The organism is Nocardiopsis sp. B62 (assembly GCF_018070675.1).
In the GTDB taxonomy this organism is placed as follows: domain Bacteria; phylum Actinomycetota; class Actinomycetes; order Streptosporangiales; family Streptosporangiaceae; genus Nocardiopsis; species Nocardiopsis prasina.
In genome coordinates this window covers 182209-206599 of sequence record NZ_JAGPXK010000005.1, presented here as the reverse complement: position 1 = coordinate 206599, position 24391 = coordinate 182209, and the positions used below count along the sequence as shown (strand labels likewise).

The window sequence follows — 24391 nt, the reverse complement described above, 5'->3', positions numbered from 1 at the left end:
AGCTGCTAAGAAAGAGGAAACCATCCGCTTCGGGACGTATCCGGACTTCGCCCGGATAACCGGCGTTCCGCTCCGAGCGGGTGTCCGACCCCGGTCTGTCACCCTCCGCTGCTAGAACATGTGGCACACCCCTTGGCCAGGACGGAAGGCTCCCCTCCATGATCCGCGAACACCTCACTGACCACGCCGGACTCCCCGTGGTCGAGTTCCTCGACCGGGGGGAGAACGAGTACCACCTCCACCACTCCGGCCACGGGCGCCCCCGGGACGGGGAGAAGCCGCTGGCCCCCTCCAGGCAGCACGAGCTCATGGAGGAGGCCGGGAAGGACCCCGGCTCCGTGTCGTGGCGGCTGCGGCTCACCAGCTACTCCGAGGAGTTCGTGCCCTACCTGGCCCGGTTCGTCGAGGAGGTGGACACCTCCAAGGTGAGGGCGCTGGTGATCGGCGACTGGGGGTTCGAGGACGGCAGCGACATCTCCTCCCGCGAGCTGCGGGACGCCCTCATCGGGCACGCCGACGCCTTCCCCGCCCTGCGCTCCCTGTTCGTCGGCGACGTCACCTTCGAGGAGAACGAGATCTCCTGGATCCAGCAGTGCGACCTCGCTCCCCTTCTGGACGCCTATCCCCTGCTGGAGGACCTGGCCGTCCGGGGCGTCGGCGACACCCACAGCGGCGGGGACACGCTCTCCCTTGCGGTCGGCGGGCACGCCCGCCTACGCTCGCTCACCGTCCAGAGCGGCGGCCTGCCCGGCCGAGTGGCGCGCGAGATCGTCTCCGCCGAACTGCCCGCGCTGGAGCGGCTGGAGCTGTGGCTGGGTGTGGGGAACTACGGCGGCGACACCACGGTCGAGGACCTGGCGCCCCTGCTGCACGGTGCCGCCCTGCCCGCACTCCGCCACCTGGGCCTGCGCAACTCCCAGCGCACGGGCAGCTGGCTGAGGGCCCTGGCCCAGGCACCGGTCACCGCTCGCCTGACCTCGGCGGACCTGTCGCTGGGCACCCTGCGCGACAGCGACGTGGAGCACCTGCTGGCATCGGTACCGGTCTTCGCCCACCTCGAGAGCCTGGACCTGCACCATCACTACCTGGGTGAGGACGACGCCGAACGCGTGCGGGCGGCGTTCACGGAGGCCGGGGTGCGCGTCGACCTCTCCGACGGCCCCCGGAAGCCCCCGAGCGGGTCCGACGACGCGGACGACCTCCACTACTACCCGGCCGTGGGCGAGTGAGCCCGGCCGCATCGCGCGGCACCTCACCGAGCCCCGGTCCGGCCCCCAAGACCCCCACGACCCGACCCCCAAGCCCGCCCCCGTCCCTCCCCTGGCAGGAGCCCCATGCCCAACAGCAGCCATCTCACCGAGTACGCGGGGCTGCCCGTGGTGGAGTTCACGGGGTGGGAGACCATCCGCCGCGAGTTCCACTTCGCCATGGCGTGGGCGAGCAACCGGAGGCAACGCCACCCCAACCTGCCGTCGTCCTACGAGCCGCTCTTCGCGGCGCTCGCCGATCCCGGCTCAGTGGCGTGGCGGTGGCGCACGGAGGAGTCGGTCCACGGCAGGGACGGGCAGAGCATCGACGAGTACCTGCGCGAGTTCGACCAGCTCGTGCCGCACGACTCGGTCCGCGCCCTGATGGTGGGCCACTCCGAGCTTCAGGAGGGGAACGGCGACTTCCTCGCACCTCTGCTGGATCGCGCGTCCCGGTACACGAGCCTGCGCTCGCTCTTCTTCGGCGACATCCTCCAGGAGGAGAACGAGATCTCCTGGATCGAGCACGGCGACCTGACCCCACTGCTCACCGCTCTTCCCCGGCTGACGGCCTTCACGGTGCGCGGCGGCAGCGCCAGTCTCGGCCTGAGGGTCACCGAACCCCACGGGCTGCGGAGCCTGACCGTGCAGTCCGGCGGACTCCGACCCGCGGTCGTCCGGGACGTGTGCGCCGCGTCCCTGCCCGAGCTGGAGCACCTCGAACTGTGGCTGGGTGTGGAGGAGTACGCCGGTGGGCGCACCACCGGTGAGGACCTCGCCCCGGTCCTGTCCGGGACCGCCTTCCCGAAGCTGCGCTCCCTGGGCCTGCGCAACGCCGACCGCGCCGACGAGTGGGTGGCGGTCCTGGCCGAGGCCCCGGTCACCGGGACGCTGGCGGAGCTGGACCTGTCCCTCGGGATCCTGACGGACCGGGGCGCCCGGATCATCCTGGACACCCCCGTCTTCCACGGCCTGCGCCGCCTGGACCTGCACCACCACTACCTCTCCGAGGAGATGGAGGGACGGCTGCGCGCCGCCCTGACCGCCTCGGGGGTGGAGCACGATCTCTCCGACCGGGAGGAGCCCGAGGAGAACCCCTACGCGGAGGGCGGTCTCTCCTACTACACGGCGGTCTCCGAGTGAGCCGGGACCGGTCGGCCCTCGACCGCCCCCTGGTGGCGGTGTGCGTTCCGGGCAACCGCCGCCTGGCGCTGTTCACCGAGGCCGCTCGGGCGACCGGGCTGCCCGACCCCGTCCCGCTGGACTGGCGCGAGCTCGCGGACCCGGCGGCCGGTCCCCCCGCCCTGCCCGAGGGCGCGCTGGTCCGCGTGGACTCCGCCGGCGAGGACGCCCCCACCGCCCGCCTGCTGCGCGGGTGGCGGCACGACCCCGACCTCCACCGGGTGGAGGGCGGCGCCGACCAGCACCGGGGGTTCGTCCACGCCCTGGGAAAGCTGTCCCAGGCGGTGGCGGCCACCCCCGGGGCGCACCTCCTCCAGGACGTGGACGACCTGGCCGACCTCTGCGACAAGCGCCGTTGCCACGCGCGTCTGAACGCCGCCGGGGTTCCCGTCGCACCGGCCCCGCCCGAGCGCGTGACCGGCTACGACTCCCTGCGCGAGGCGATGGCCGGGCTCGGCTGGCGGAGGGTGTTCGTCAAGTCCGCGCACGGCTCGTCGGCCTCCGGGGTGGTCGCTCTCGCCACAGCCCCGGGTGGGCGGATCAGGGCGGTCACCTCGGCCCACCTGGTGCGTGACGGCGGGTCGGTGAAGCTGTACAACTCGCTGCGGCCGTTCACCTACACGGACGAGGCCGACGTGGCCGCGATCGTGGACGCGCTCGCCCCCGACGGCCTGCACGTGGAGCGCTGGGTGCCCAAGGCGGGCTTCCAAGGACGCGTGATCGACCTGCGCGTGCTGGTGGTCGCCGGACGGGCCACGCACGCGGTGGTGCGCTCGTCGCGCTCCCCCATGACCAACCTGCACCTGGGCAACGCCCGGGGCGACCTCGCGGCGCTGCGCGAGAGCATGGGCCCGCGCACCTGGCGAGCGGCCACGGCCACGGCGGAGGCCGCGGCGGGAGTCTTCCCACGAACCCTGCACACCGGCGTGGACCTGCTGGTCTCACCCGGCTGGCGCGGGTTCACGGTCTGTGAGGTCAACGCCTTCGGCGACCTCCTGCCCGGCGTCCTCCACGAGGGCCGCAGTACCCAGGCCGAGCAGCTGCACGCCCTCGCCACGGGCCGCTTCCCCCTTTCGGCCCCGCACCCGACACCCGTACACGCACTCTCCGGGGAACGCCCTTGACCACCGAACCCTCCACCGATCTCCCCGCACCGGACATGAACTCCGTGGTGGGCACGCACGACATCCTGCTGCTCACCCTCGACACCCTGCGCCACGACGTGGCCGTCGAGCTCGCCGAGGCCGGGCGCACCCCGAACCTGGCCCGGCTCCTGCCGCCGGGCGGCTGGGAGGAGCGGCACTCCCCCGCGAGCTTCACGTACGCCTCGCACCTGGCCATGCTCGCCGGGTTCCTGCCCACCCCTGCCGCACCGGGGCCGCACCCGCGCCTGTTCGCCGCCGCGTTCCCCGGCAGCGTCTCCACGGCGCCGGGGACCTGGACCTTCGACACAGCCGACCTCGCCTCGGGCCTGGCCCGGGAGGGTTACCACACGGTCTGTGTGGGCGGCACCGGCTTCTTCAACCGCAGGTCCGAGCTGGGGTCGGTGCTGCCGAACCTGTTCGCCGAGAGCCACTGGGAGGAGTCCTTCGGCGTGGCCGACCCGCACTCCTTCGAGAACCAGGTCGCCCGCGCGGTCGAGGCCAGCGCCGCCGTGCCCGCCGAACAGCCCCTGTTCCTGCTGCTCAACGTCGCCGCACTGCACCAGCCCAACTGGTTCCACCTGCCCGGGGCGACGCGGGAGGACGGGGACACCCGGGCCAGCCACGCGGCCGCCCTGGAGTACGTGGACCGACACCTGCCGCCACTGCTGGCCGCGATGTCCGCCCGCCGCCCCTGCTTCGCGATTGTGTGCTCGGACCACGGCACCGCCTACGGCGAGGACGGCCACACCGGCCACCGGATCGGCCACGAGACCGTCTGGACCGTCCCCTACACCCACGCCGTCCTGCCCCACGGCCACGGCACCGAGGAGAGCGCCGCGTGAGCGTCACACCGATGCCCGAACCCGTCCGCGCGGACTCCCCCTACCGCTCGTACGTGTACGCCTACCCGCACAAGAGCGCCTACCGCCCCTTCGCCGAGCGGCCCCACCTGTACGACCTGTGGGCGCGCGAGGACGCCAGTGCGCTCTCGTTGTACGCGCACATCCCGTTCTGCGAGATGCGCTGCGGGTTCTGCAACCTCTTCACCCGGTCAACGCCCCCGGCCGAACAGGTCACCGCCTACCTGGACGCCTTCGAGCGCCAGGCGGAGACGGTCGCGGCCTGCCTGCCCGAGAACAGCTCGTTCGCCCGCGCCGCCCTGGGCGGGGGCACCCCCACCTACCTCACCGCCGACGAACTGGCCCGGGTCTACGACACCGTCGAACGCCACTTCCCGGTGGACATGGGCGCGGTCCCGGTCTCCGTGGAGACCTCCCCGGCCACCGCCACCCCGGACCGCCTCCAGGTGCTGGACGCGCGCGGGATGACCCGGATCAGCATGGGTGTGCAGAGCTTCATCGACTCCGAGGCGCACGCCGCCGGACGTCCGCAGAAGCGCGCGGAAGTGGACCGGGCGCTGGCCGCCATCCGAGACCACGCCCGGGCCGACCTCAACGTGGACCTCATCTACGGCATCGACCGGCAGACCGCCAGGACCTGGGAGTACTCGCTGGACACGGCGCTCTCGTGGGAACCGGAGGAGATCTACCTCTACCCGCTGTACGTCCGGCCCCTCACCGGGTTGGGCCGACGTGCCCGCGAATGGGACGACCACCGGCTGGCGCTGTACCGGCAGGGCCGCGACCATCTGCGCGAGCGCGGCTACGAGCAGGTGTCCATGCGCATGTTCCGGCGGGCCGACGCCCCCGAGCCCCTGGCCTCCGCTCCGGACCACAGCTGCCAGACCGACGGCATGGTGGGCCTGGGCTGCGGTGCCCGTTCCTACACCGGCACCACGCACTACTCGTTCGACTACGCGGTGGGCGTGGGCCGGGTGCGGTCGATCATCGCGGACTACGTGGGGCGCGACGGGGCCGACTTCGCCCGTGCCGAGGTCGGGTTCGTACTGGACGAGGACGAGCGCCGCCGCAGACACGTGCTCCAGTCGCTGCTGCGCGTGGAGGGGCTGGAGGTGGCCGACTACACGTCCAGGTTCGGCTCGCACCCGGTGGCCGACTTCCCCGAGGAGTTCGCGGCGGTGTCGGAACGCGGCTGGCTGGAGGGCGGAGCCGTGGACACCCCGACGGTCCGGCTCACCGAGGAGGGGCTGGCGCACTCCGACTCCGTCGGCCCGGACTTCTTCTCCGCACGGGTCAACCGCCTGACCGCCGAGTACGAGGCCTCATGAGCTCCCCCGTGGACCTTCCCGAGCCCACACTGCTCCGCCCCGCCACGGACCGGCCGCTGCCCGCCCACCTCACCCTCCTGTACCGGGGGCCGCTGGCCAGCTGCGACTACGACTGCCCGTACTGCCCCTTCGCCAAGCGCCGGGACAGCCCCGGGACGCTGCGCGCCGACCGTGCCGCCCTGGAACGGTTCACCGACTGGGTGGCCGGGCGCACCGGCACGCGCTTCTCGGTGCTGTTCACGCCGTGGGGCGAGGGGCTGACCCGCTCCTGGTACCGCCGGGCCATCACCCGGCTGAGCCACCTGCCGCACGTGGAGAGGGTGGCGATCCAGACCAACCTCAGCGGCCGCACGGCCTGGCTCGCCGACTGCGACCGCGACTCCGTCGCCCTGTGGACCACCTACCACCCGGGCGAGGTCGACCACGAGCGCTTCCTCCAGAAGACCAGTGAGCTGACCGAACTCGGGGTCCGGTTCAGCGTGGGGGTGGTGGGCCAGCCCGAGCACCTGGCGGCCGCGCGCCGCATGCGCGCGGACCTGCCCGAGGGGGTCTACCTCTGGGTGAACGCCGCCGAGGGACTGACCTACACGGACGCCGAGGCCGAGGTCTGGCAGGGGATCGACCCCCACTTCCACTACAGCCGCGATCCGCATCCGAGCCGTGGGGCGCCCTGTCGTACGGGTGACACCGTGCTGTCCGTCAACGGGGACGGCGACGTACGCCGCTGCCACTTCGTGGACACCCCGCTCGGCAACCTCTACGACGGGTCCTTCGCCGACGGCCTCGGACCGAGCCCGTGCCCGCTCACCAGCTGCGACTGCCACATCGGATACGTGCACCTGGAGACCCTGGACCTGTACGACGTGTTCCGTGGCGGGGTGGTCGAGCGCGTTCCGGCCGTCACGCCCCCGCGCTCCCGGAACCCTCCGGACGCCCCGCACCGGCCCGTTCCCTCGGAGGCTGGCGGCCGATCCGACCTCAGGGCGCTTCCGGGAGCGGGATGGTGACGCAGCCGGTCCCGCCCAGGTCCAGGATCACTCCCCGCGGGGTGCGCACCAGCCGCAGCACCAGCACCGCGCAGTTCGGGCAGCGGGCGACCAGCCCGGGGCCGTCCGCGTAGACCCGCAGTTGGGCACACACACCCTCGTCACCGCAGACCGCGCACCGGCGCACGGCGGTGGTCAGGTCCACGCTGAAGACCTCCGACAGCGGACCGGCGAGCACGTTTCCGTCCAGGTGGTTCGGTCCGGTCATCGTCCGCCTCCGCTGCCGTAGCGCTCGGTTCGAATCCTGCGCGGGTCGTGGCCCAGCGCGACGAGCCCGTCGGCGACCGTCTCGACGAACCCGGTGGGCCCGCACACGTAGCACAGGGGTGCGAACTCGACCGGGAACCCGTGGGTGTTCAGATCCGCCACGCTCAACCGTTTGGCTCCGCGCACCGAACCCGGCGGGGCGTCCCGCGTGTAGGCGAGGAAGACGTCCACGCCCGGGTCCGCGGCGGCCCCGAGGTCCTTGGCGTAGTAACGGTCCTCGGGCGATCGCAGCGAGTACAGGACGCGGAACAGGGCCCGGCTCCCGGTGCGTCGGCGTTCGCGCACCATCGACGCGAGCGGGACGACTCCGGAGCCGCCGCCGACGAGCACGACGGGATCGGTGTCGTCCGTCCGCCAGACGAACCAGCCCCCCAGGGGCCCGCGCACCCACACCCGATCACCGGGCCGGAAGTCCCGGACCAGGTACGGGGAGACCTCCCCGTCGGGCGCCAGCTGGACGGTGAGCTCCAGGCGGTCCGGCCCGGAGGCCGACGCGACGGAGTAGGAGCGCTCGGCGGTGTACCCGTCCTCCGCTCGCAGCTGCACGTCCACGTGCTGTCCGGCTCGGTGCCCGGACCAGCCGGGCACCGAGAGCACCAGCGTGCGGGCGGTGGGGGTCTCCCACCGGGCGGACTCCAGGACCGCGGGCGTCCATGAGGGCATCGGTCAGTCTCCCCGGTAGCGCTGTTCCCGCCAGGGGTCGCCGTAGTCGTGGTACCCGCCCTGCTCCCAGAACCCGGGTTCGTCCTCGTGGGCCAGGGTCAGGCCCCGCACCCACTTGGCGGACTTCCAGAAGTACAGGTGGGGAACGAGCAGGCGGGCGGGCCCGCCGTGTTCGGCGGCCAGTGGCTCCCCGTCGAAGGTGTGCACGACCCACGCCTGCCCGTCCGTGAGGTCCTCCAGCGGCAGGTTCGTGGTGTAGCCGCCGTAGGAGTGGGCCAGTACGTGGTCGGCGGCGCTCTCCACGTCCGCCAACAGGGTGTCCAGGGAGACGCCGACCCAGTCGGTGCCGAGCTTGGACCAGCGGGTGACGCAGTGGATGTCCACGTGCGGCCGTTCCTGGGCCAGCCCCATGAACTCGTCCCAGGTCCAGCTGTGGGCGGCTCCGGTCTCGGCGGTGATGGTGAAGGTCCAGTCGTCGGTGTCGACGCGCGGAGTGGGCCCCACGCTCAGCACCGGGAAGTCGTCTGTCTGGTACTGCCCTGGCGGAACGCGGTCGGATTCGGCGCCGCGCCGACCCTGGAACCCGCGCGTGAACATGTTCATGCTCGACCCCTGTCGTGTGTGGGACGTTCCAACGGCGCGCACCGTGCCGCGGCGGGAACGGGGGTGGGCGCGCCCACCCCCGTCGGACACGTCACCTCGGGTGCGGCGCGCGCCGGACGGTCTAGCGGACCCCCGCGCCGGTGGACCGTGCGGCCTGCTGTCGCGGCACCGACGAGCGGGTGCCGAGGACGTCGCTGAGGAAGTCGCTGGCCAGCAGCAGGGCCGCCTGGTTCGCGTGCGTGTCGCGCATGCTGTCCACCATCATGAAGTCGTGGATCATGCCCTGGAAGCGGACCGCTGTCACCGGCACCCCGGCCTCGCGTAGCTTGCGGGCGTAGGCCTCGCCCTCGTCACGCAGCACGTCGGCCTCGCCGTTGAGCACGATCGCGGGCGGCAGGCCGCGCAGCTCCTCCAACGACGCCCGGAGCGGTGAGGCGTAGGCCTCCCTGCGCTGCGCGGGGTCCGGGGCGTACTGGTCCCAGAACCAGATCATGCCGTCCCGGTTCAGGAAGTACCCGAAGGCGAACTGGTGGTAGGACCCGGTGTCGAAGTCGGCGTCGGTCACCGGATACAGCAGAGCCTGTCCCCTGAGCGGGACGTCACCGCGGTCCTTGGCCATGAGCGCCAGCACGGTGGCCATGTTGCCGCCGACCGAGTCACCGGACACCGCCATCCGGCCGCCGTCCAGGTTCCTCTCGGCGCCGTGGCGCACGACCCACTGGGCGGCCGCGTAGTTCTGCTCGATCGCGGTCGGGTACCTGGCCTCCGGCGAGCGGTCGTACTCGGGGAAGACCACCGCGGCACCGGTGCGCGTGGCCAGTTCACGGACCAGGCGGTCGTGGGTGTTGGAGCTGCCGAACACCCAGCCGGCGCCGTGGACGTACAGGATCACCGGCAGGACTCCGGTGGCGCCCGCGGGGCGCACGATCCGGATCGGCACCTGGCCGGTCGGGCCGCCCTCGATGGTGATCCACTCGTCGGTGATCTCCGGTTTGGGCACCCCCTCACCGCTCTGCACGCCCTCCAGGATGTCCCGTCCCTGCTCGGGAGGGAGCTGGTAGATGAAGGGCTCCTCGGCGTTGGCGTCGGCGAACTCCTGGGCTTCCCTTTCCAGGGGCACCTTGTTCTCGGACATGCCTTCTCCATGGGTACGGCGTCTGAACGGGTCGGGGATCCGAACGCGCACTTCCGTCCCGGAACCCGGGGCTGGGGATGCCCGTACCCCTCAGCCGGGTAACCGGGCTTTCGCAACATTTGGCCCCCCACAAGCCAGGAATTGGCAGCGCCTCGACCGGCGTCCCCGGAGGGTGGGCCCCTCCGAACGCGTCACTTCCCGGCGCCCATAATGAGCCCATGGTCCTTCCTCGTGTGATCGCCACCGACCTTGACGGAACCCTCCTCGACCAGAACGGCCAGGTCTCCCCCCGCAACCATCGCGCCCTCACCGCCGCCGTGGAGGCGGGGATCAGGGTGGTCATCGTGACCGCCCGCCCGCCGCGCACCACCGAATCCTTCGCCGCCATGTTCGACTGCGCCGCCGTGGTCTGCGGCAACGGCGCCCACACCCAGCTGCCCGGGGAGTCGGAGCCGCTGGTGCGTGCGATCGACCGCGACACCTCCGGCACGATCGTCGAGAAGCTCCGCTTCTCCCTGCCTGGCCTCGGGTTCGGGGTGGAGACCGGCACGGACTTCTACCACGACACCGACTACCACCTGGAGCCGTGGATTCGGGCCGAATGGGTCAAGGGTGTGCTGGACGGCACCGACGCCCTGCTGACCGCCGCCACCCCGGTCACCAAGCTCATCGCCCGGTCCAAGCAGTATCCGGTGCACCATATGTACGAGGCGGCAGTTACGGCCGTGGGCACGCTCGCCGAACCGACCTACTCGGGCGGGGCTGGCCTGGTGGAGATCAGCGCGGCGGGGGTCAACAAGGGCAGCACGCTCGCGATGCTCTGCGAGAGCTGGGGCGTCGACCGCGAGGAGGTCGTGGCCTTCGGGGACATGCCCAACGACCGCTCCGCACTGACCTGGGCGGGGTCCGGGTACGCGATGAGCAGTGGGCACCGGGACCTGCTCGATCCCGCACTGGGTCTCAAGGTGGCGCCGTCCAGCTTCGAGGACGGGGTGGGACGCGTGGTGGAGGAGATCCTGGAGCGGGCCTGACCGGATAATCACTGGCCGAGGTCGCGGTACGGCTTCTACGGTGGCGGGATCCGTTCGATCTGCCCCGAGGAACCGCCGTGCCGCACCCCACCCAGCTCGTGTCGTCGCTCGCCGCCCCCGAACGGCTGGCGCTGTTCGCCCGGATCGTCACCGCCGGAGCCGAGGGGCTCGACCGGGGTGAGGTCCGGGGAACGGCCAGGCACCTGGCGCGGCTCCTGCGTGACGGTCTGGTGCGTGAGGAGGGGGCTCGGCTCGTCGCCGTGCCCGGGATCTTCGCGGAGGCCATGCGCGAGCACAGGGACGTGACCCGGACGACCGACCCCGTGGACGCGCTCTTCCACGAGGGGCGGCTCACCTCGATGCCAGCCAAGCGCGACCTCCGCCTGGCGGCCCTCGGCCGTGTCGCCGAGCGCCTGTTCGCCCCGGAGTTGGAGTACACGGAGAAACAGGTGAACACGGCGATCCTGACCTGCTTCGACGACCCCTCCGCCCTGCGCCGCTACCTGGTGGAGGAGGGCTTCCTGGACCGCGAGGACGACGGCAGCCGCTACCGCCTCGCCCGGGGATAGGGGAAGGTGCCGGTCAGAAGCCGTCGGCGTCCGGCTTGACCAGGCAGAACTCGTTTCCCTCGGGGTCACGCAGAACCTGGAACGAGCCCTCCTCGTCGGTGACCACCTCCCCCACGGGGGTGGCGCCGTGCCCCACGACGGAACGGACGGACGCGGAGAGGTCGTCGACGACCACGTCCGCGTGGACGCGGTTGGGGCGGGCCTTGGCCTCCGGGGTCGGCTGGAACGACAGCCGGGGCTGGCCCTCGGCTCCGTGGAGAACGACCCATCCGTCCGACCGGGCCTCCACATCCCCACCGATCACGAAGGCCCAGAAGCGGGCGAGTGCGAGCGGGTCGACGGCGTTGACCACCCACTGGGCCAGGGATCCCTGAGTCATGCGGGCACACTAACACCGGAGGGGGCGTCCGCCCGGGCGCCGAGCCCGGGCGGACGGGTGACTAGTGGAGGACCTTCAGGCCGACGACGCCGGCGACGATGGCGATCAGGCACAGTGCCTTGGGCACGCTGAAGCCCTCACCGAGGAAGAACATGCCGATGAGCGCGGTACCGACCACGCCGATGGACACCCAGACGGCGTAACCCGTGCCGAGCGGGATGGTGCGAAGGGCGAAGGCCAGACCGGCCATGCTGAGGGCGAGGGTGACACCGAAGATCACCGAGGGCCACAAACGGGTGAAGCCCTGTGAGGCGTGGAGCGCGGCGGCCCACGCGGTTTCGAGAAGACCGGAGATCACGAGAACGATCCAGGCCATGACCTGTTACCTCCAAGACGTACGAACTGTGGTTCGCGCCGTCTTGTCTTGACCGGGTACGGCGCCCTCGTCCGGAGTCTCAGGTACTCGAACCCTACAACGACCCCCGAGGGGTGAGGCTTCCAGGGTGGGTGGTCAGACCCGTCACCACCTCAGGGCCGTGTGCCGTCGACTTCCTCATGGTAGGTACGGCGGGTGCGTTCGGTGTGCTCACTCATGAGTTCGCGCGCGCGAGCCGCTTCGCCCCGCTGGATGACCTCGACCAGCTGCTCGTGCTCGTCCCAGGAGGCGGAGCCGCGGATCCGGGCCACGGGCGCGTAGTACCAGCGGACCCGGCGGTCCACCTGGGCGGCGAGTTCGGCGAGCACCCGGTTGCCGGAGGCCTCGGTGACGGTGCGGTGGAAGTCGGCGTTGGCCTTGACCACGGCGTCGGTGTCGGCTCGCTCGGCTGCGGCGCGACCGGTGGAGACCAGGTCGCGCAGTTGGCCGACCTGCTCGTCGGAGGCGTTCTCCGCGGCCAGCCGCGCGGACTCGGCCTCCAGCATGGCGCGCACGGCCAGGAGCTGGTCCGCCTCGCTCTCGGTGGGGGTGTGCACGAAGGCCCCGTAGCCGGGCCGCAGGTCCACCCAGCCCTCGTTGCTGAGCCGCTGCATGGCCTCGCGGACCGGCTGGCGCGAGACCCCCAGGGTGCGTGCCAGCTCGGTCTCGACCAGGTGCTGCCCAGGCGAGAGCGTCCGAGCGGTGATCAGGTCGAGAATCGCCTCGTAGACGGCCTCGCGCAACGGAACCGGGCGCTGGATGCGTCCCGCTACGGCGTTCAATCCCTGCGAGGACATGAGGAGTCTCCCGGATCCGGTGGTCGTTGTAGACAGTGTACGAAGTTCGGTGCGTGCGTGGGTCACACAGGAAGACCGACCAGCTCGACGCGGCCGGGGACCCGGCCGGGCGGAACCACCGCGAGCGCGTCGGCCACGGCGGCGGCGCGCAGGTCGGCGGAGCCGCTCGCGGGGAGTTCCACCGCGAGGTCGCGGCTGACCCGCACCGGGAGCAGACGGGTGTCGGAGGCGTGTGGCCGTACGTCACCGACCAGCCGGACCCGTCTCCCGGTGTGCGCCGGGTCCCGCCGGTCGGCGCGCCCGCTGAGCACGGGGACCAGGAGGGTGAGCGCGGCGGCGAGGGCGGCCCCGGGGTTACCGGGAAGGCCCACGACCACGGTCCCCGAGGGCAGGACCGCGAGCAGTTGCGGGTGGCCGGGGCGGCAGGCCACCCCGTCCACCACGAAGTTGGCGCCGAGGGCGGTCAGCGCCGCGCGCAGGTGGTCGGCGGGACCCGTCGAGGAGGAGCCGCAGACGGCCACGGTGTCCGTCCCCGCCGCTCCGTCAAGCCGCTCCTCCAGGGCGCCCCCGCGGTCCGCCACCGCGACGAGGGGCTCGCAGCGGCCGCCCGCCCAGGCCGCCAGGCCGGGCAGCACCGGGCCGATGGCGTCACGGACCGCACCCGGGCGGGGCACCCCCGCGTGCACCACCTCGTCCCCGGTGACCAGGACGCGCACGCGCGGGCGCAGCACCGGGAGGGAGTCGTTGCCCAGGCTGGCGGCCAGCCCCAGGAGGGCGGGGGTCACGGGACTGCCCGCCCGTGCGGCCACCGTCCCGGCCAGGGTGGTCTCGCCCCTGCGGCGGAGGTGCCGCCCGGGTGTGACCTCGCCGTACAGGAGCCGCGCACCGTCCGGCGCGGGAGGGACATCGGATTCGGACGCCGGATCGCCGAGCCCACGTGTGCCCTCCGGCTCCGGGGGTGCCAGGGTGGCGCGTTCGCGGGGCAGGACGGCGGTGGTGCCGTCCGGCGCGACGGCACCCGTGGCCGTCTCCACCGCCTCTCCCGGGTTCAGGCGGACGACCGGCCCGGGGTGCCCGGCGAGTGATCGCCCGAGGACGAGCCAGGGCCCCTCGCCGGAGACGGCGTATCCGTCCATGGCGGCGCTGTCCAGGACGGGTACGTCGATGGCGGAGACGAGGTCGGCCCCCAGGGTGGCCCCCCGGGCCTCGGCCAGGGGCACGTCCTCGGCGGGCGCGCCTGCGGCGGCGCCGATCTCCCGGGCCAGTTCGCGCGCCCGGGGCCACGGCGTGGGCGTGTGGCCTCCGGAGGGGCGGCGGTCACGAAGAAGCGGAGAAGTTTCCCAGGCACCCGAGTCGGGCATTCCTTCTCTCCCTGCCGTGGTGAGGGGACGGATGCGACCGAGCATACTGTATACAGTATGGAATAGAAAGGAGTCCTCATGCGCATCGCCGTCCTCGGCGCCGGAGCCATCGGCGCCTACGCGGGCGCCGCCCTCCATCGCGGCGGAGCGGACGTCCACCTCATCGCCAGGGGCGCCCACCTGCGCGCCCTGCGCGAGCACGGCGTCCGGGTCCTCAGCCCCCGTGGCGACTTCACCGCACGCCCCCACGTCACGGACGACCCCGCCGAGATCGGCCCCGTGGACGCGGTCCTCCTCGGCCTCAAGGCCCAGCACTACGCCGACTGCGGACCGATGCTGCGCCCCCTCCTGGGACCGGCGACCGCCGTGGTCGCCGCCCAGAACGGCATCCCCTGGTGGTACTTCCACGGGGTGGAGGGGCCGTTCGCCGACCATCGCATCGAGAGCGTGGACCCGGCAGGGGCGGTCAGCCGCGCCATCGCCGTCGAGCGCGCCGTCGGCTGCGTGGTCTACGCGGCCACCGAGATCGTGGAACCTGGGGTGGTCCGGCACATCGAGGGCACCCGGTTCTCCGTCGGGGAGCCGGACCGGTCCGACTCCCGGCGCTGCCGCGACATCTCCGAGGCGATGACGGCGGGCGGGCTCAAGTGCCCGGTCGTGCCCGACCTCCGCGTGGACGTCTGGGTGAAGCTCATGGGCAACATCGTCTTCAACCCGCTGAGCGCGCTCACCCGCTCGACCATGGCGCAGATCTGCCGCCACCGGTCGACCCGCGACCTGGCCCGCACCATGATGAACGAGACCCTGGACGTGGCCGCCCGGCTGGGCGTGCGCACCGACGTCTCCGTGGAGCGCAGGCTCGCGGGCGCGGAGCGGACCGGGGACCACCGGACCTCCACCCTGCACGACCTCGAACGCGGCCGCCCGATGGAGCTGGACGTCATCCTGTCCGCCGTGGTCGAGCTGGCCGACCTCACCGGCGCCCCCGCGCCCACCCTGCGCGCGGTCGACGCCGTGGCCGGACTCCTCAACCAGAGGGTGTCGGAACCCGCGCTGGTCTAGCGCCTCCACGACTCCCGCACCATTGCCCCGCCGACCAACATTGCATACAGTATTCTCTTTGAGGCCACGAACCCCGAGCGAGGCCACATGCGACGTTCCGCAGACCACTCCAACCCCCTCGACCGACTCACCCGACCCCTCGTCCGCGAACACGGGGAACTCCGCCCCGCCAGTTGGGAGGAGGCCCTCGACCGCGCCGCGGCCGGTTTCCGGAAGGGCGTCGACCACCACGGACCCAACTCCTTCGGCATGCTCTCCTGTGCCAGGGCCACCAACGAGATGAACTTCGTCGCGCAGAAGTTCACCCGCGTCGTGGTCGGCACCAACAACGTCGACTCCTGCAACCGCACCTGCCACGCCCCCAGCGTCGCGGGCCTGTCCGCGGCCTTCGGCTCCGGCGGCGGCACCTCCTCCTACGCCGAGATCGAGGACACCGACCTCATCGTCATCTGGGGCGGCAACCCCCGTTTCGCCCACCCGATCTTCTTCCAGCACGTGCTCAAGGGAGTGCGCAACGGGGCCCGGCTCTTCGTCGTGGACCCCCGCCGCACCCCCACCGCGGAGTGGGCCGACCGCTGGTTCGGCCTCAACGTGGGCACCGACATCCCGCTCGCCCACGCCGTGGGACGGGAGATCCTGCACGCCGGACTGGCCAACGAGTCCTTCATCGAGCGCGCCACCAGCGGGCTCGACGAGTACCGCGCGCTGGTGGAGCCGTGGACGCTCGCGGCCGCCGAGGCCGAGACCGGTGTCCCCGCCGAGGCCATCCGCGAGCTCGCGCACACCTACGCCCGCGCCGAACGTGCCCAGATGTGCTGGACCCTCGGCATCACCGAACACCACAACGCCACCGACAACGTCCGTTCGCTGATCAACCTGTCCCTGCTCACCGGACACGTCGGGCGGCACGGCTCCGGGCTCAACCCGCTGCGTGGCCAGAACAACGTGCAGGGCGGTGGCGACATGGGAGCCATCCCGGACCGTCTGGCCGGGTTCCAGGACATCCTGGACGCCGAGGTCAGGGCCCCGTTCGAGCAGGCCTGGGGCCGCCCCATCCAGGACCGCAAGGGCCTCAACCTCACCCAGATGTTCGAGGCCATGGAGGAGGGCGAGCTGAAGACGCTCTACGTCATCGGCGAGAACCCCGTCCAGTCCGAGCCCGAGACGCACAAGACCACCGCGCGGCTGCGGGCCCTGGACCACCTGGTGGTCCAGGACATCTTCCTCACCCGCACCGCCGAACTCGCCGACGTGGTGCTCCCGGCCAGCGCCGCCTGGTGCGAGTCCGACGGCACCTTCACCAACAGCGAGCGGCGGGTGCAGCTGGTCCGCAAGGCCCTGGACCCGCCGGAGGGCGCCAGGGACGACATCGAGATCATGTGCGCGCTGGCGACCCGGCTGGGGTACGACTGGGAACGCCCCTCGGCGGAGGAGATCTGGGACGAGGTGCGCTCGCTGTCCCCCATGCACCGGGGCATGAGCTACGCGCGCCTGGCCGAGCACGACGGCATCCAGTGGCCCTGCTACTCCGAGGACACCCTCGAGCCCAGCTACCTGCACTCCCGGCTGTGGTCGAAGGACCCGCTCGAACGGGGCGCGCCCGCGCCGTTCGGGATCGTCGGCCACTCGCCGCCGGTGGACCTGCTGGACGAGGACTTCCCGTTCCGGCTCACCACCGGCCGCCGTCTGGACGACTACAACACCGGCGTGCAGACCTCCGGCTTCTCCTCGCCGATGCGCCGTGGCGAGCTGCTGGACCTGTCGCCGGAGGACGCCGCCAAGCTGGGAGTGGAGGACGGTGAGACGGTACGGGTGACCTCGCGGCGCGGTTCGGTGCTGGTACCGGTCTCGGTCGCCGAGTCCATGCGGCCCGGACTGGTGTTCATGACCTTCCACTTCCCGCACCAGGTGGACACGCAGCTGCTCACCATCGACGCCACCGACCCGATCGCGGGGACCGCCGAGTACAAGGCGGCGGCGGTGCGCATCGAACGGGTCGACCCGCACCCCCGGGACCGGGGACGGGAGGTCCCCGAACGCGTCTCGGGCTGAGGCACCCGGCCCGAGCACGTGGAGGCGGGCCGACACGGGGGCGGGCCGTCCCACCAGCCCCGGTGGGGCGGTCCGCCCGGTGTGCCCGGAGGGCGACCCCCGTCCCCCAACTCACTTGGGGAACGAGGGTTGTCAATCCGGAACACCCATCTTACTGTCTCTTGTATACAGAATCCTGTGATCTGTCTTACACATGATTGAGGTGATCCGGGCGTGGACCTGCGACTTCTGGACGAGGTGGCCACCGACGCCGAACGCGACGCCGTCGACACACTCCTGGGAGCACCCGAATCCGGTTGGGAGGGCGGGACCCGCCAGGACTCCGACCTGCGCTACGCACGGGGCGGACACGCCGCACGCGACCGGCGCGACCTGCTCCTGCCCGCCCTGCACGCCGTCAACGACCGCGTGGGCTGGATCAGCCGCGGAGCGCTCAACCACATCTGCCGCAGGCTCACCGTCCCCCCGGCCGAGGCCTACGCAGTGGCGTCCTTCTACGCCATGTTCGCGCTGCACGAGCGCCCCCGCCGGGTCGTGCACCTGTGCACCGACATCGCCTGCGCGGCCTCCGGTTCCGGCGCGCTCCGCGACCGCCTGAACGCCCGTCTGGGCCCGCCCGGCGGTCACGCCGACGACCCCGACGATTCCGAGGCCCCCGGAACCACCTGGCACGAGAGCCCCTGCCTGGGCCTGTGCGAGCGCGCCCCCGCCGCGCTCGCCCTCGAAGCCGGGAGCCCCGCACGGTACGCGGTCGCGGCCCCCGCGACCCCCGACTCCCTCGCCGCCCTCGCCGACGCCCCGCCCCCGGAGACGGGATCCGCGACCAGCGCCGAGGACGACCCGACGCACGATGGCGCGCGCGCCCCGGACGACACCACCGGCACCGACGGCACCGACGGCAGCGCCAACGGCGCGGCGAACGCCGCCCCGCAGACCCCGGTCGGCGCCGTCAACGTCGACAACGGGCACTCCCCCGGCGGCCACCGTCCCAGCATGGCCACCTACGCCGCCGACCCCCTCTCGGGCGGGGAAACCGAACCCCCCGCCGCGGCCGCCGTTCCCGACGCCGGCTCCCCCGACCACGTCCTGCTGAGCAGGATCGGCCGCGTGGACCCCCTCAGCCTCGACGACTACCGCGCGGCGGGCGGATACGCCGCGCTCCGCGAGGCCCTGCGCCTCGGCCCCGCCGGAGTGATCCGGGAGGTCACCGACTCCGGTCTGGTGGGCCGGGGCGGCGCCGCCTTCCCCACCGGGCGCAAGTGGAACGCCACCGCCCAGCAGCCGGACACCCCGCACTACCTGGTGTGCAACGCCGACGAGAGCGAGCCCGGCACCTTCAAGGACCGGGTCCTCATGGAGGGCGACCCCTTCTCCGTGGTCGAGGCCATGACCGTCGCCGGGTACGCGATCGGCGCCCGCACCGGCTACCTCTACATCCGGGGCGAGTACCCACGCGCGCTGCGCCACCTGGAGAACGCCCTCTCCCTGGCCCGGGAACGCGGCCTGCTCGGCTCCGACGTCCTGGGGTCCGGCTTCTCGTTCGACATCGAGATCCGACGCGGCGCGGGTGCCTACATCTGCGGGGAGGAGACCGCCATCTTCGGCTCCATCGAGGGCCAGCGCGGCGAGCCCCGCACCAAACCGCCCTTCCCCGTGGAGAAGGGGCTGTTCGGCAAACCGACCGCCGTGAACAACGTGGAGACCCTCGTCAACGTGCTCCCCGTGCTCCTCATGGGCGGGCCCGCCTACGCCGCCGTGGGCACGAAGGGCTCCACCGGACCCAAACTGTTCTGTGTGTCCGGCGGGGTGCGCCGCCCCGGACTCTACGAACTGCCCTTCGGCGCCACCCTGGGCGACCTCGTCGAGGCCGCGGGCGGGATGCCCGAGGGGCGTTCCATCCGGGCCGTGCTCCTGGGCGGGGCGGCCGGGACCTTCGTGCGGGGCGACGAGCTGGACATCCCGCTGACCTTCGAGGGGGCGCGTGCGGCAGGGACCTCTCTGGGTTCCGGAGTGGTGCTGGTCCTGGACGACACCGCCGACCTCGGCGCGACCCTCGCTCGGGTGGCGGCCTTCTTCCGCGACGAGTCCTGCGGGCAGTGCGTGCCCTGCCGGGTGGGGACGGTGCGCCAGGAGGAGTCGCTGCTGCGGCTGCGCTCCGGTGCGTCCCCCGCCCAGGAGCTGCCCCTGCTTCGGGAGGTCGGCCGGGCCATGCGGGACGCGTCCATCTGCGGCCTGGGCCAGACCGCCTGGAACGCCGTGGAGTCCGCCATCGACCGGCTCGGCCTCTACTCCGGGTCCGGCCCCGACGGCTCCGGCGCCCCCGATCCCGACCACCCACGCGACCCCGACCCCGCGCACACCCCAGCCCCGGACGACCGGGCTGCGGCCGAGGAGGCCCGATGACCGTCCCCGTACTCCTGCCCACCCCCCGACGCCTGATCGACGCGACCATCGACGGCGAGGCCGTCCGGGTGCCGGAGGGCACCACCGTCCTGGAGGCCTGTTCCTCGGCCGGGACCGAGGTGCCCACCCTCTGCCACGGGGACACCCTCACCCCCCGCAACGCCTGTCGCGTGTGCGTGGTGGAGGTGGAGGGCGCCCGCACCCTGGCCCCGGCGTGCTCCCGCAAGCTGGAGGAGGGCATGAGCGTGGCCACCGACTCCGATCGGGTGCGGCACAGCCGTAAACTGGTCCTCGAACTGCTGGGCTCCTCGGTGGACCTGTCCACCACCCCGAAGGTCTCCGAGTGGATGGAGCGCTACGAGGCGGAGCCGGAGCGGTTCGGCCCCCGCGCCGAACCGGCCGCGCTCGGGGTCCGTGACGCCCGGCGCGCGGGCGAGCACGAGCCCGGCGACGGCGGGGCGGCCGCCACGGTCGAGCAGCCCGCCAAGGTGGACAACGACCTCTACGTGCGCGACTACTCGAAGTGCATCATGTGCTACAAGTGCGTGGACGCCTGCGGCGACCAGTGGCAGAACACGTTCGCGATCGGGGTGGCCGGGCGGGGGTTCGACGCCCGCATCTCCACCGAACACGACGTGGAGCTCCCCGACTCGGCCTGCGTGTACTGCGGGAACTGCATCGAGGTCTGCCCGACCGGGGCGCTGTCGTTCGCCACCGAGTTCGACATGCGCGCGGCGGGCACCTGGGACGAGGAGAGCCAGACCGAGACGACGACGATCTGCACCTACTGCGGTGTGGGGTGCAACGTCACCCTGCACGTCCAGGAGAACGAGATCGTCAAGGTGACCTCGCCGCACGACAACCCGGTGACGCACGGCAACCTGTGTATCAAGGGCAGGTTCGGCTTCCAACACGTGCAGCGGCGCGGCGACGGCTGAGGCACCGGACGGTGGCCTGGGCCTCTCGGGGCGGCCTGTCCTCCATACGCCGATTTGACGCTTCGTCCCCTCGACACCGAATGTCGGGAAGAGTAGACCAGTAAACGCACTCGTGCACCGGAAGGCGGTGGTGGGGAATGGGACGGGTGACCGCCCGTGAGAAGGTCCTCCGGATCAGAGAGGGAGTCGAGAGCGAACGCATCGACACCCTCGTGGTGGAGGAGCCGCTGGAGATCAGGCTGGACGGCGCCCCGTTGAGCATCACCATGCGGACCCCGGGGAGCGACTTCGACCTCGCCGCCGGGTTCCTGGTGAGCGAGGGGGTGGTCTCCGAGGGGCCGCAGGTCACCGCCATCCGGTACTGCGCGGGGGCCACCGAGGACGGGTCCAACACGTACAACGTGCTGGACGTGTCCCTGGCTCCCGGGGTGGCACTCCCCGACACCTCGCTGGAGCGCAACTTCTACACGTCGTCCTCGTGCGGGCTGTGCGGCAAGGCCAGCCTGGACGCCGTGCGCACCAAGGCGCGGTGGCCGGTGGCCGACGACGGCCTACGGATCGACGTGCCCACCCTCACCGTCCTCCCGGACCGGCTGCGTGAGGCCCAACGGGTGTTCGACCGCACGGGCGGCCTGCACGCCGCCGGGCTGTTCACCGCCGACGGTGAGCTGCTGGCCGTGCGCGAGGATGTGGGGCGGCACAACGCGGTGGACAAGCTGGTCGGCTGGGCCCTGCGCTCCGACCGCCTCCCGCTGAGCGAGACCGTGCTCATGGTGTCGGGCCGCGCCTCCTTCGAGCTGGTCCAGAAGGCGTGGATGGCGGGCATCCCCATGATGGCCGCCGTCTCGGCGCCCTCGTCCCTTGCTGTCGACCTGGCCACGGAGGCGGGCATGACGCTCGTCGGCTTCCTGCGCGGCAGCTCCATGAACGTCTACACCGGAAGGCATCGCGTTCTCCTGGAGAGGGCGCTCACCGCGTCCTCGGCGGCCCCAGGGGCTGCGCGCCCTCCGGAACGGTAGACGCGGACCTGGTTGGCGCGTTCCAGCCCCCCGCACCAACCAGGTCCGATACCGGCACACCCGGGGCGGCGGCATCCGTGCCGTCGCCCCGTCGCGGTGTCCCGGTCGATCCGACCGCTCGGCCTCAGCCCAGGAGCTCCCGGGTGAGGCGGGCGGTCTCGCTCGGGGTCCGGCCGACCCGCACCCCCGCCGCTTCCAGGGCCTCCTTCTTGGCTGCGGCCGTACCGGAGGAACCGGAGACGATCGCCCCCGCGTGGCCCATGGTCCTGCCTTCGGGGGCGGTGAAGCCCGCCACGTAGCCGACCACCGGCTTGGTCACGTGTTCCCGGACGTACGCGGCGGCGCGCTCCTCTGCGTCACCGCCGATCTCCCCGATCATCACGATGACGTCGGTGTCCGGGTCCTGCTCGAAGGCGGCCAGGGCGTCGATGTGCGTGGTGCCGATGACCGGGTCGCCGCCGATTCCCACCGCCGTGGAGAAGCCGAGGTCCCGCAGCTCGTACATGAGCTGGTACGTGAGCGTGCCGGACTTGGAGACGAGGCCGATCCGGCCCGGCCTGGTGATGTCGGCCGGGATGATCCCGGCGTTGGACTGACCCGGGCTGATGAGGCCGGGGCAGTTGGGGCCGATGATCCTGGTGCGGTTGCCACGCGCGGTGGCCAGGTGCCAGAAGGCCGCGGTGTCGTGGACCGGGACGCCCTCGGTGATGACGACGGCCAGGCCGATCTCGGCCTCGATCGCCTCTTCCACCGCGTCCTTGGTGAACCGGGGCGGGACGAACACCACGGTGACGTCGGCGCCGGTCGCCTTCACGCCCTCCGCCACGGAGCCGAGGACGGGCACCTCGGTGCCGTCGAAGTCGACGCTCTGACCGGCCTTGCGCGGGTTCACGCCGCCGACGACGTTGGTACCGGAGGCGAGCATGCGCCGGGTGTGCCTGGTGCCCTCGGCGCCGGTCATGCCCTGGACGAGCACCCGGCTGTCCCTGTTCAGAAAGATGGCCATGGGGTTTCTCCTGTCGAAGGGGGTGGGCCGGTCAGCGTGCTGCGAGTTCGGCGGCGAGTTCGGCGGCGAGTTCGGCGGCGCCGTCCATCGTGTCCGCCTGGCGCACGGCCGGGTGGGCGCGGGCGGTGAGGATCTGGCGGCCCTGCTCGGCGTTGTTGCCGTCCAGGCGCACCACCAGCGGTTTGCTGACGTCGTCGCCCCGGCTCTCCAGGAGTTCGAGCGCCTGCACGACGCCGTTGGCGACCGCGTCGCAGGCCGTGATCCCTCCGAACACGTTGACGAACACGCTCCGCACGGCCGGGTCGCCCAGGACCACGTCGAGGCCGTTGGCCATCACCTCGGCGGAGGCTCCGCCGCCGATGTCGAGGAAGTTGGCGGGACGCACGCCGCCGTGGTCCGCTCCGGCCCGGGCGACCACGTCCAGGGTGGACATCACCAGTCCCGCGCCGTTGCCGATGACGCCGACCTCGCCGTCGAGCCGCACGTAGTTGAGGCCCCGCTCGCGGGCCCGGAGTTCGCGTTCGTCGGTCCCGGCCCCGTGGGTGAAGGGAGTCCGCTCCAGGTGGCGGTGGGCCGCGTTGTCGTCCAGGGTGACCTTGCCGTCGAGGGCGACGATCCGCCCGTCCGCGGTGCGGACCAACGGATTCACCTCGACAAGGGTGGCGTCCTCGCCCACCATCACCTCCCACAGGGCGGCCATGACCGTCGCGGCCCTGTCGCGGACCGCCTCGGGCAGTCCGGCGGCCGCGCAGATGCCCAGCGCCTCCTTCCGCCCCACTCCCCCGGGGCCGACGGGGGTACGCACGACCGCGTCGGGTTCGGCGGCGGCGACCTCCTCGATCTCCATGCCGCCCCGTGCCGAGCAGATGGAGAGGAACTCGCGGTTGGCGCGGTCGAGCAGGAAGGAGAAGTAGTACTCCTCGGCGATGTCGCTCGCCTCCTCGACGAGGACGCGGTGGACCGTGTGACCCCTGATGTCCATGCCGAGGATCTCCTCCGCCCGCGCCCGGGCCTCGTCGACTCCCTCGGCCACCTTCACGCCGCCCGCCTTGCCTCGGCCGCCTGTCTTGACCTGGGCCTTGACCACGACCCTGTGGCCGAGGCGACCGGCCACCGACGCCACCCGTTCGGGGGTGTCGGCGATCTCGCCCTCTACCAGCGCGACCCCGTACTCACCGAAGATCTGTTTGGCCTCGTACTCGTGGAGATCCAACGCTCCTCCTCCGTCCGCTCGTCGCCCCCTCTTCCAGTGATACTCGACATTGTATGCAGTATGCAATAGGCATTGTTGTCGAGATGCCCCTTCACAAGCCCACGCACCGCACACGATCGCCGCGATGTCCGGGACAGCCGGGCTGCTCACCCTCGTGACACTCCCGCCGGTACCGTCCGGCGCGGGGTCGCCCCCTCGGAGATCGCGGCGGCCGTGACCGCGTTCACCCTGGCCAGCGGACTCGGACGGCTCGTCGCGAGTTGGGCGGCCGAGCGGGCCCGGCGGTGTCGGACCCACACCGCGCTGCTCACGGCGACCACGCTCAGGCAGTCGACGCCGGCCGCCACCGCGCCGCACGGCCCCCTCACGCTCCTGATCCGCCGTGCTGGCGATGGGCGCGGGCACGAGCGCCTGCCACCCGCTGAGTCCTGCCACCCGTAGATCCGGGCGATCACCGAGGGACACTTCGGCGGCGTCCAGCACCGTGGCGCGAACCCACGTGGCGGGGCGGGCCGGTTACGCGCCCCTCGCGAGGACGACTCCGCACGTTCGGCCGACCTCGCGGACTGGCCCACGGTTCAGAGGCGGTCGGCGGTCGGCGGGCTGCTGGGCGTCGGCGGCGCGATCGCCCTGTTCGGCCCGGCCCCGGCCACCGCCCCTCCCGTCGTTC

At 72.2% G+C, this 24391-nt stretch carries 24 protein-coding genes and 1 riboswitch; of the genes, 14 read left to right on the top strand and 10 right to left on the bottom strand.

Annotation, left to right across the window (positions count from 1 at the left end; translation table 11 throughout):
• Positions 1 to 158: 158 nt before the first annotated feature.
• The 6 genes from KBX21_RS08335 to KBX21_RS08310 all read left to right on the top strand — a co-directional run bounded on the left by KBX21_RS08335 (position 159) and on the right by KBX21_RS08310 (position 6769).
• Complete coding sequence (locus KBX21_RS08335; protein ID WP_210841544.1) at positions 159 to 1229, top strand: STM4015 family protein; 1071 nt, start codon at positions 159 to 161, stop codon at positions 1227 to 1229.
• 105 nt (positions 1230 to 1334) lie between these two features.
• Positions 1335 to 2390: an STM4015 family protein gene (locus KBX21_RS08330; RefSeq protein ID WP_210841543.1), complete on the top strand. Its 1056-nt coding sequence runs from the start codon at positions 1335 to 1337 to the stop codon at positions 2388 to 2390.
• On the top strand, positions 2387 to 3553 hold the full coding sequence (locus tag KBX21_RS08325; RefSeq protein WP_210841542.1) for an STM4014 family protein: 1167 nt from the start codon (positions 2387 to 2389) through the stop codon (positions 3551 to 3553). Before KBX21_RS08330 ends, KBX21_RS08325 begins: the two co-directional genes overlap by 4 nt.
• A 35-nt stretch (positions 3554 to 3588) precedes the next feature.
• Positions 3589 to 4416: an STM4013/SEN3800 family hydrolase gene (locus KBX21_RS08320; RefSeq protein WP_049579098.1), complete on the top strand. Its 828-nt coding sequence runs from the start codon at positions 3589 to 3591 to the stop codon at positions 4414 to 4416.
• An 11-nt stretch (positions 4417 to 4427) separates the two neighbouring features.
• Positions 4428 to 5762 carry an STM4012 family radical SAM protein gene (locus tag KBX21_RS08315; protein ID WP_049579095.1) on the top strand — a complete coding sequence of 445 codons (1335 nt, stop codon included), beginning with the start codon at positions 4428 to 4430 and terminating at the stop codon, positions 5760 to 5762.
• Positions 5759 to 6769 carry an STM4011 family radical SAM protein gene (locus KBX21_RS08310; RefSeq protein WP_210841541.1) on the top strand — a complete coding sequence of 337 codons (1011 nt, stop codon included), beginning with the start codon at positions 5759 to 5761 and terminating at the stop codon, positions 6767 to 6769. The genes KBX21_RS08315 and KBX21_RS08310 overlap by 4 nt, the downstream gene beginning before the upstream one ends.
• Here the strand turns inward: KBX21_RS08310 and KBX21_RS08305 are convergent.
• The 4 genes from KBX21_RS08305 to KBX21_RS08290 form a co-directional block, all read right to left on the bottom strand.
• The gene (locus tag KBX21_RS08305; RefSeq protein ID WP_049579081.1) at positions 6741 to 7016 is read right to left on the bottom strand and encodes a DUF6510 family protein; all 276 of its coding nucleotides are present in this window, start codon (positions 7014 to 7016) and stop codon (positions 6741 to 6743) included. The genes KBX21_RS08310 and KBX21_RS08305 overlap by 29 nt on opposite strands.
• Positions 7013 to 7738, bottom strand: a complete 726-nt coding sequence (locus KBX21_RS08300; protein WP_049579079.1) for an FAD-binding oxidoreductase — start codon at positions 7736 to 7738, stop codon at positions 7013 to 7015. The genes KBX21_RS08305 and KBX21_RS08300 overlap by 4 nt, the downstream gene beginning before the upstream one ends.
• 3 nt (positions 7739 to 7741) lie before the next feature.
• Positions 7742 to 8341 carry a sulfite oxidase-like oxidoreductase gene (locus KBX21_RS08295; protein ID WP_049579077.1) on the bottom strand — a complete coding sequence of 200 codons (600 nt, stop codon included), beginning with the start codon at positions 8339 to 8341 and terminating at the stop codon, positions 7742 to 7744.
• 121 nt (positions 8342 to 8462) lie between these two features.
• Complete coding sequence (locus KBX21_RS08290) at positions 8463 to 9476, bottom strand: alpha/beta hydrolase (protein ID WP_210841540.1); 1014 nt, start codon at positions 9474 to 9476, stop codon at positions 8463 to 8465.
• Between the two features lie 218 nt (positions 9477 to 9694).
• On the opposite strand from KBX21_RS08290, the gene KBX21_RS08285 reads away from it, so the two are divergent.
• Together KBX21_RS08285 and KBX21_RS08280 are read left to right on the top strand one after the other, a co-directional pair.
• Positions 9695 to 10507, top strand: a complete 813-nt coding sequence (locus tag KBX21_RS08285) for an HAD family hydrolase (protein WP_210841539.1) — start codon at positions 9695 to 9697, stop codon at positions 10505 to 10507.
• Between the two features lie 77 nt (positions 10508 to 10584).
• Positions 10585 to 11076 (top strand): DUF2087 domain-containing protein, encoded by a 492-nt coding sequence (locus KBX21_RS08280; RefSeq protein ID WP_049579069.1) that lies wholly within the window; start codon positions 10585 to 10587, stop codon positions 11074 to 11076.
• 13 nt (positions 11077 to 11089) lie between these two features.
• Here KBX21_RS08280 and KBX21_RS08275 read toward each other — a convergent pair whose 3' ends face one another.
• The 4 genes from KBX21_RS08275 to KBX21_RS08260 form a co-directional block, all read right to left on the bottom strand.
• A complete protein-coding gene (locus tag KBX21_RS08275; protein ID WP_210841538.1) occupies positions 11090 to 11455 on the bottom strand; it encodes a VOC family protein in 366 nt (121 codons plus the stop codon).
• Between the two features lie 61 nt (positions 11456 to 11516).
• Entirely contained in the window at positions 11517 to 11831 is a 315-nt protein-coding gene (locus tag KBX21_RS08270; protein WP_049579064.1) for a multidrug efflux SMR transporter, read from the bottom strand.
• A gap of 32 nt (positions 11832 to 11863) precedes the next feature.
• A riboswitch (guanidine-III (ykkC-III) riboswitch) is annotated at positions 11864 to 11928 on the bottom strand.
• 55 nt (positions 11929 to 11983) lie between these two features.
• Positions 11984 to 12667, bottom strand: a complete 684-nt coding sequence (locus tag KBX21_RS08265; RefSeq protein WP_199776676.1) for a GntR family transcriptional regulator — start codon at positions 12665 to 12667, stop codon at positions 11984 to 11986.
• A gap of 62 nt (positions 12668 to 12729) precedes the next feature.
• Positions 12730 to 14028, bottom strand: a complete 1299-nt coding sequence (locus KBX21_RS08260) for a molybdopterin molybdotransferase MoeA (RefSeq protein ID WP_210841537.1) — start codon at positions 14026 to 14028, stop codon at positions 12730 to 12732.
• Between the two features lie 78 nt (positions 14029 to 14106).
• Between KBX21_RS08260 and KBX21_RS08255 the strand changes: the two genes are divergently transcribed.
• The 5 genes from KBX21_RS08255 (at position 14107) to fdhD (ending at position 21502) form a co-directional block, all read left to right on the top strand.
• Entirely contained in the window at positions 14107 to 15090 is a 984-nt protein-coding gene (locus KBX21_RS08255) for a 2-dehydropantoate 2-reductase (protein WP_210841536.1), read from the top strand.
• Between the two features lie 87 nt (positions 15091 to 15177).
• Positions 15178 to 17142 (top strand): molybdopterin oxidoreductase family protein, encoded by a 1965-nt coding sequence (locus KBX21_RS08250; protein WP_210841535.1) that lies wholly within the window; start codon positions 15178 to 15180, stop codon positions 17140 to 17142.
• 213 nt (positions 17143 to 17355) lie between these two features.
• Positions 17356 to 19545, top strand: coding sequence for an NAD(P)H-dependent oxidoreductase subunit E (locus tag KBX21_RS08245; protein WP_210841534.1), 2190 nt, complete (start codon positions 17356 to 17358; stop codon positions 19543 to 19545).
• Positions 19542 to 20483, top strand: coding sequence for a 2Fe-2S iron-sulfur cluster-binding protein (locus KBX21_RS08240; protein WP_210841533.1), 942 nt, complete (start codon positions 19542 to 19544; stop codon positions 20481 to 20483). The genes KBX21_RS08245 and KBX21_RS08240 overlap by 4 nt, the downstream gene beginning before the upstream one ends.
• A gap of 137 nt (positions 20484 to 20620) precedes the next feature.
• Positions 20621 to 21502: a formate dehydrogenase accessory sulfurtransferase FdhD gene (gene fdhD / locus KBX21_RS08235; RefSeq protein WP_210841532.1), complete on the top strand. Its 882-nt coding sequence runs from the start codon at positions 20621 to 20623 to the stop codon at positions 21500 to 21502.
• Positions 21503 to 21626: 124 nt separating this feature from the next.
• Here fdhD and sucD read toward each other — a convergent pair whose 3' ends face one another.
• Positions 21627 to 22508: a succinate--CoA ligase subunit alpha gene (gene sucD, locus KBX21_RS08230; protein ID WP_049571981.1), complete on the bottom strand. Its 882-nt coding sequence runs from the start codon at positions 22506 to 22508 to the stop codon at positions 21627 to 21629.
• A gap of 31 nt (positions 22509 to 22539) precedes the next feature.
• Positions 22540 to 23721 carry an ADP-forming succinate--CoA ligase subunit beta gene (gene sucC / locus KBX21_RS08225; protein WP_210841531.1) on the bottom strand — a complete coding sequence of 394 codons (1182 nt, stop codon included), beginning with the start codon at positions 23719 to 23721 and terminating at the stop codon, positions 22540 to 22542.
• 213 nt (positions 23722 to 23934) lie between these two features.
• Here sucC and KBX21_RS08220 point away from each other — a divergent pair, with 213 nt between their 5' ends.
• Complete coding sequence (locus KBX21_RS08220) at positions 23935 to 24162, top strand: hypothetical protein (protein ID WP_210841530.1); 228 nt, start codon at positions 23935 to 23937, stop codon at positions 24160 to 24162.
• Positions 24163 to 24391 lie beyond the last annotated feature (229 nt).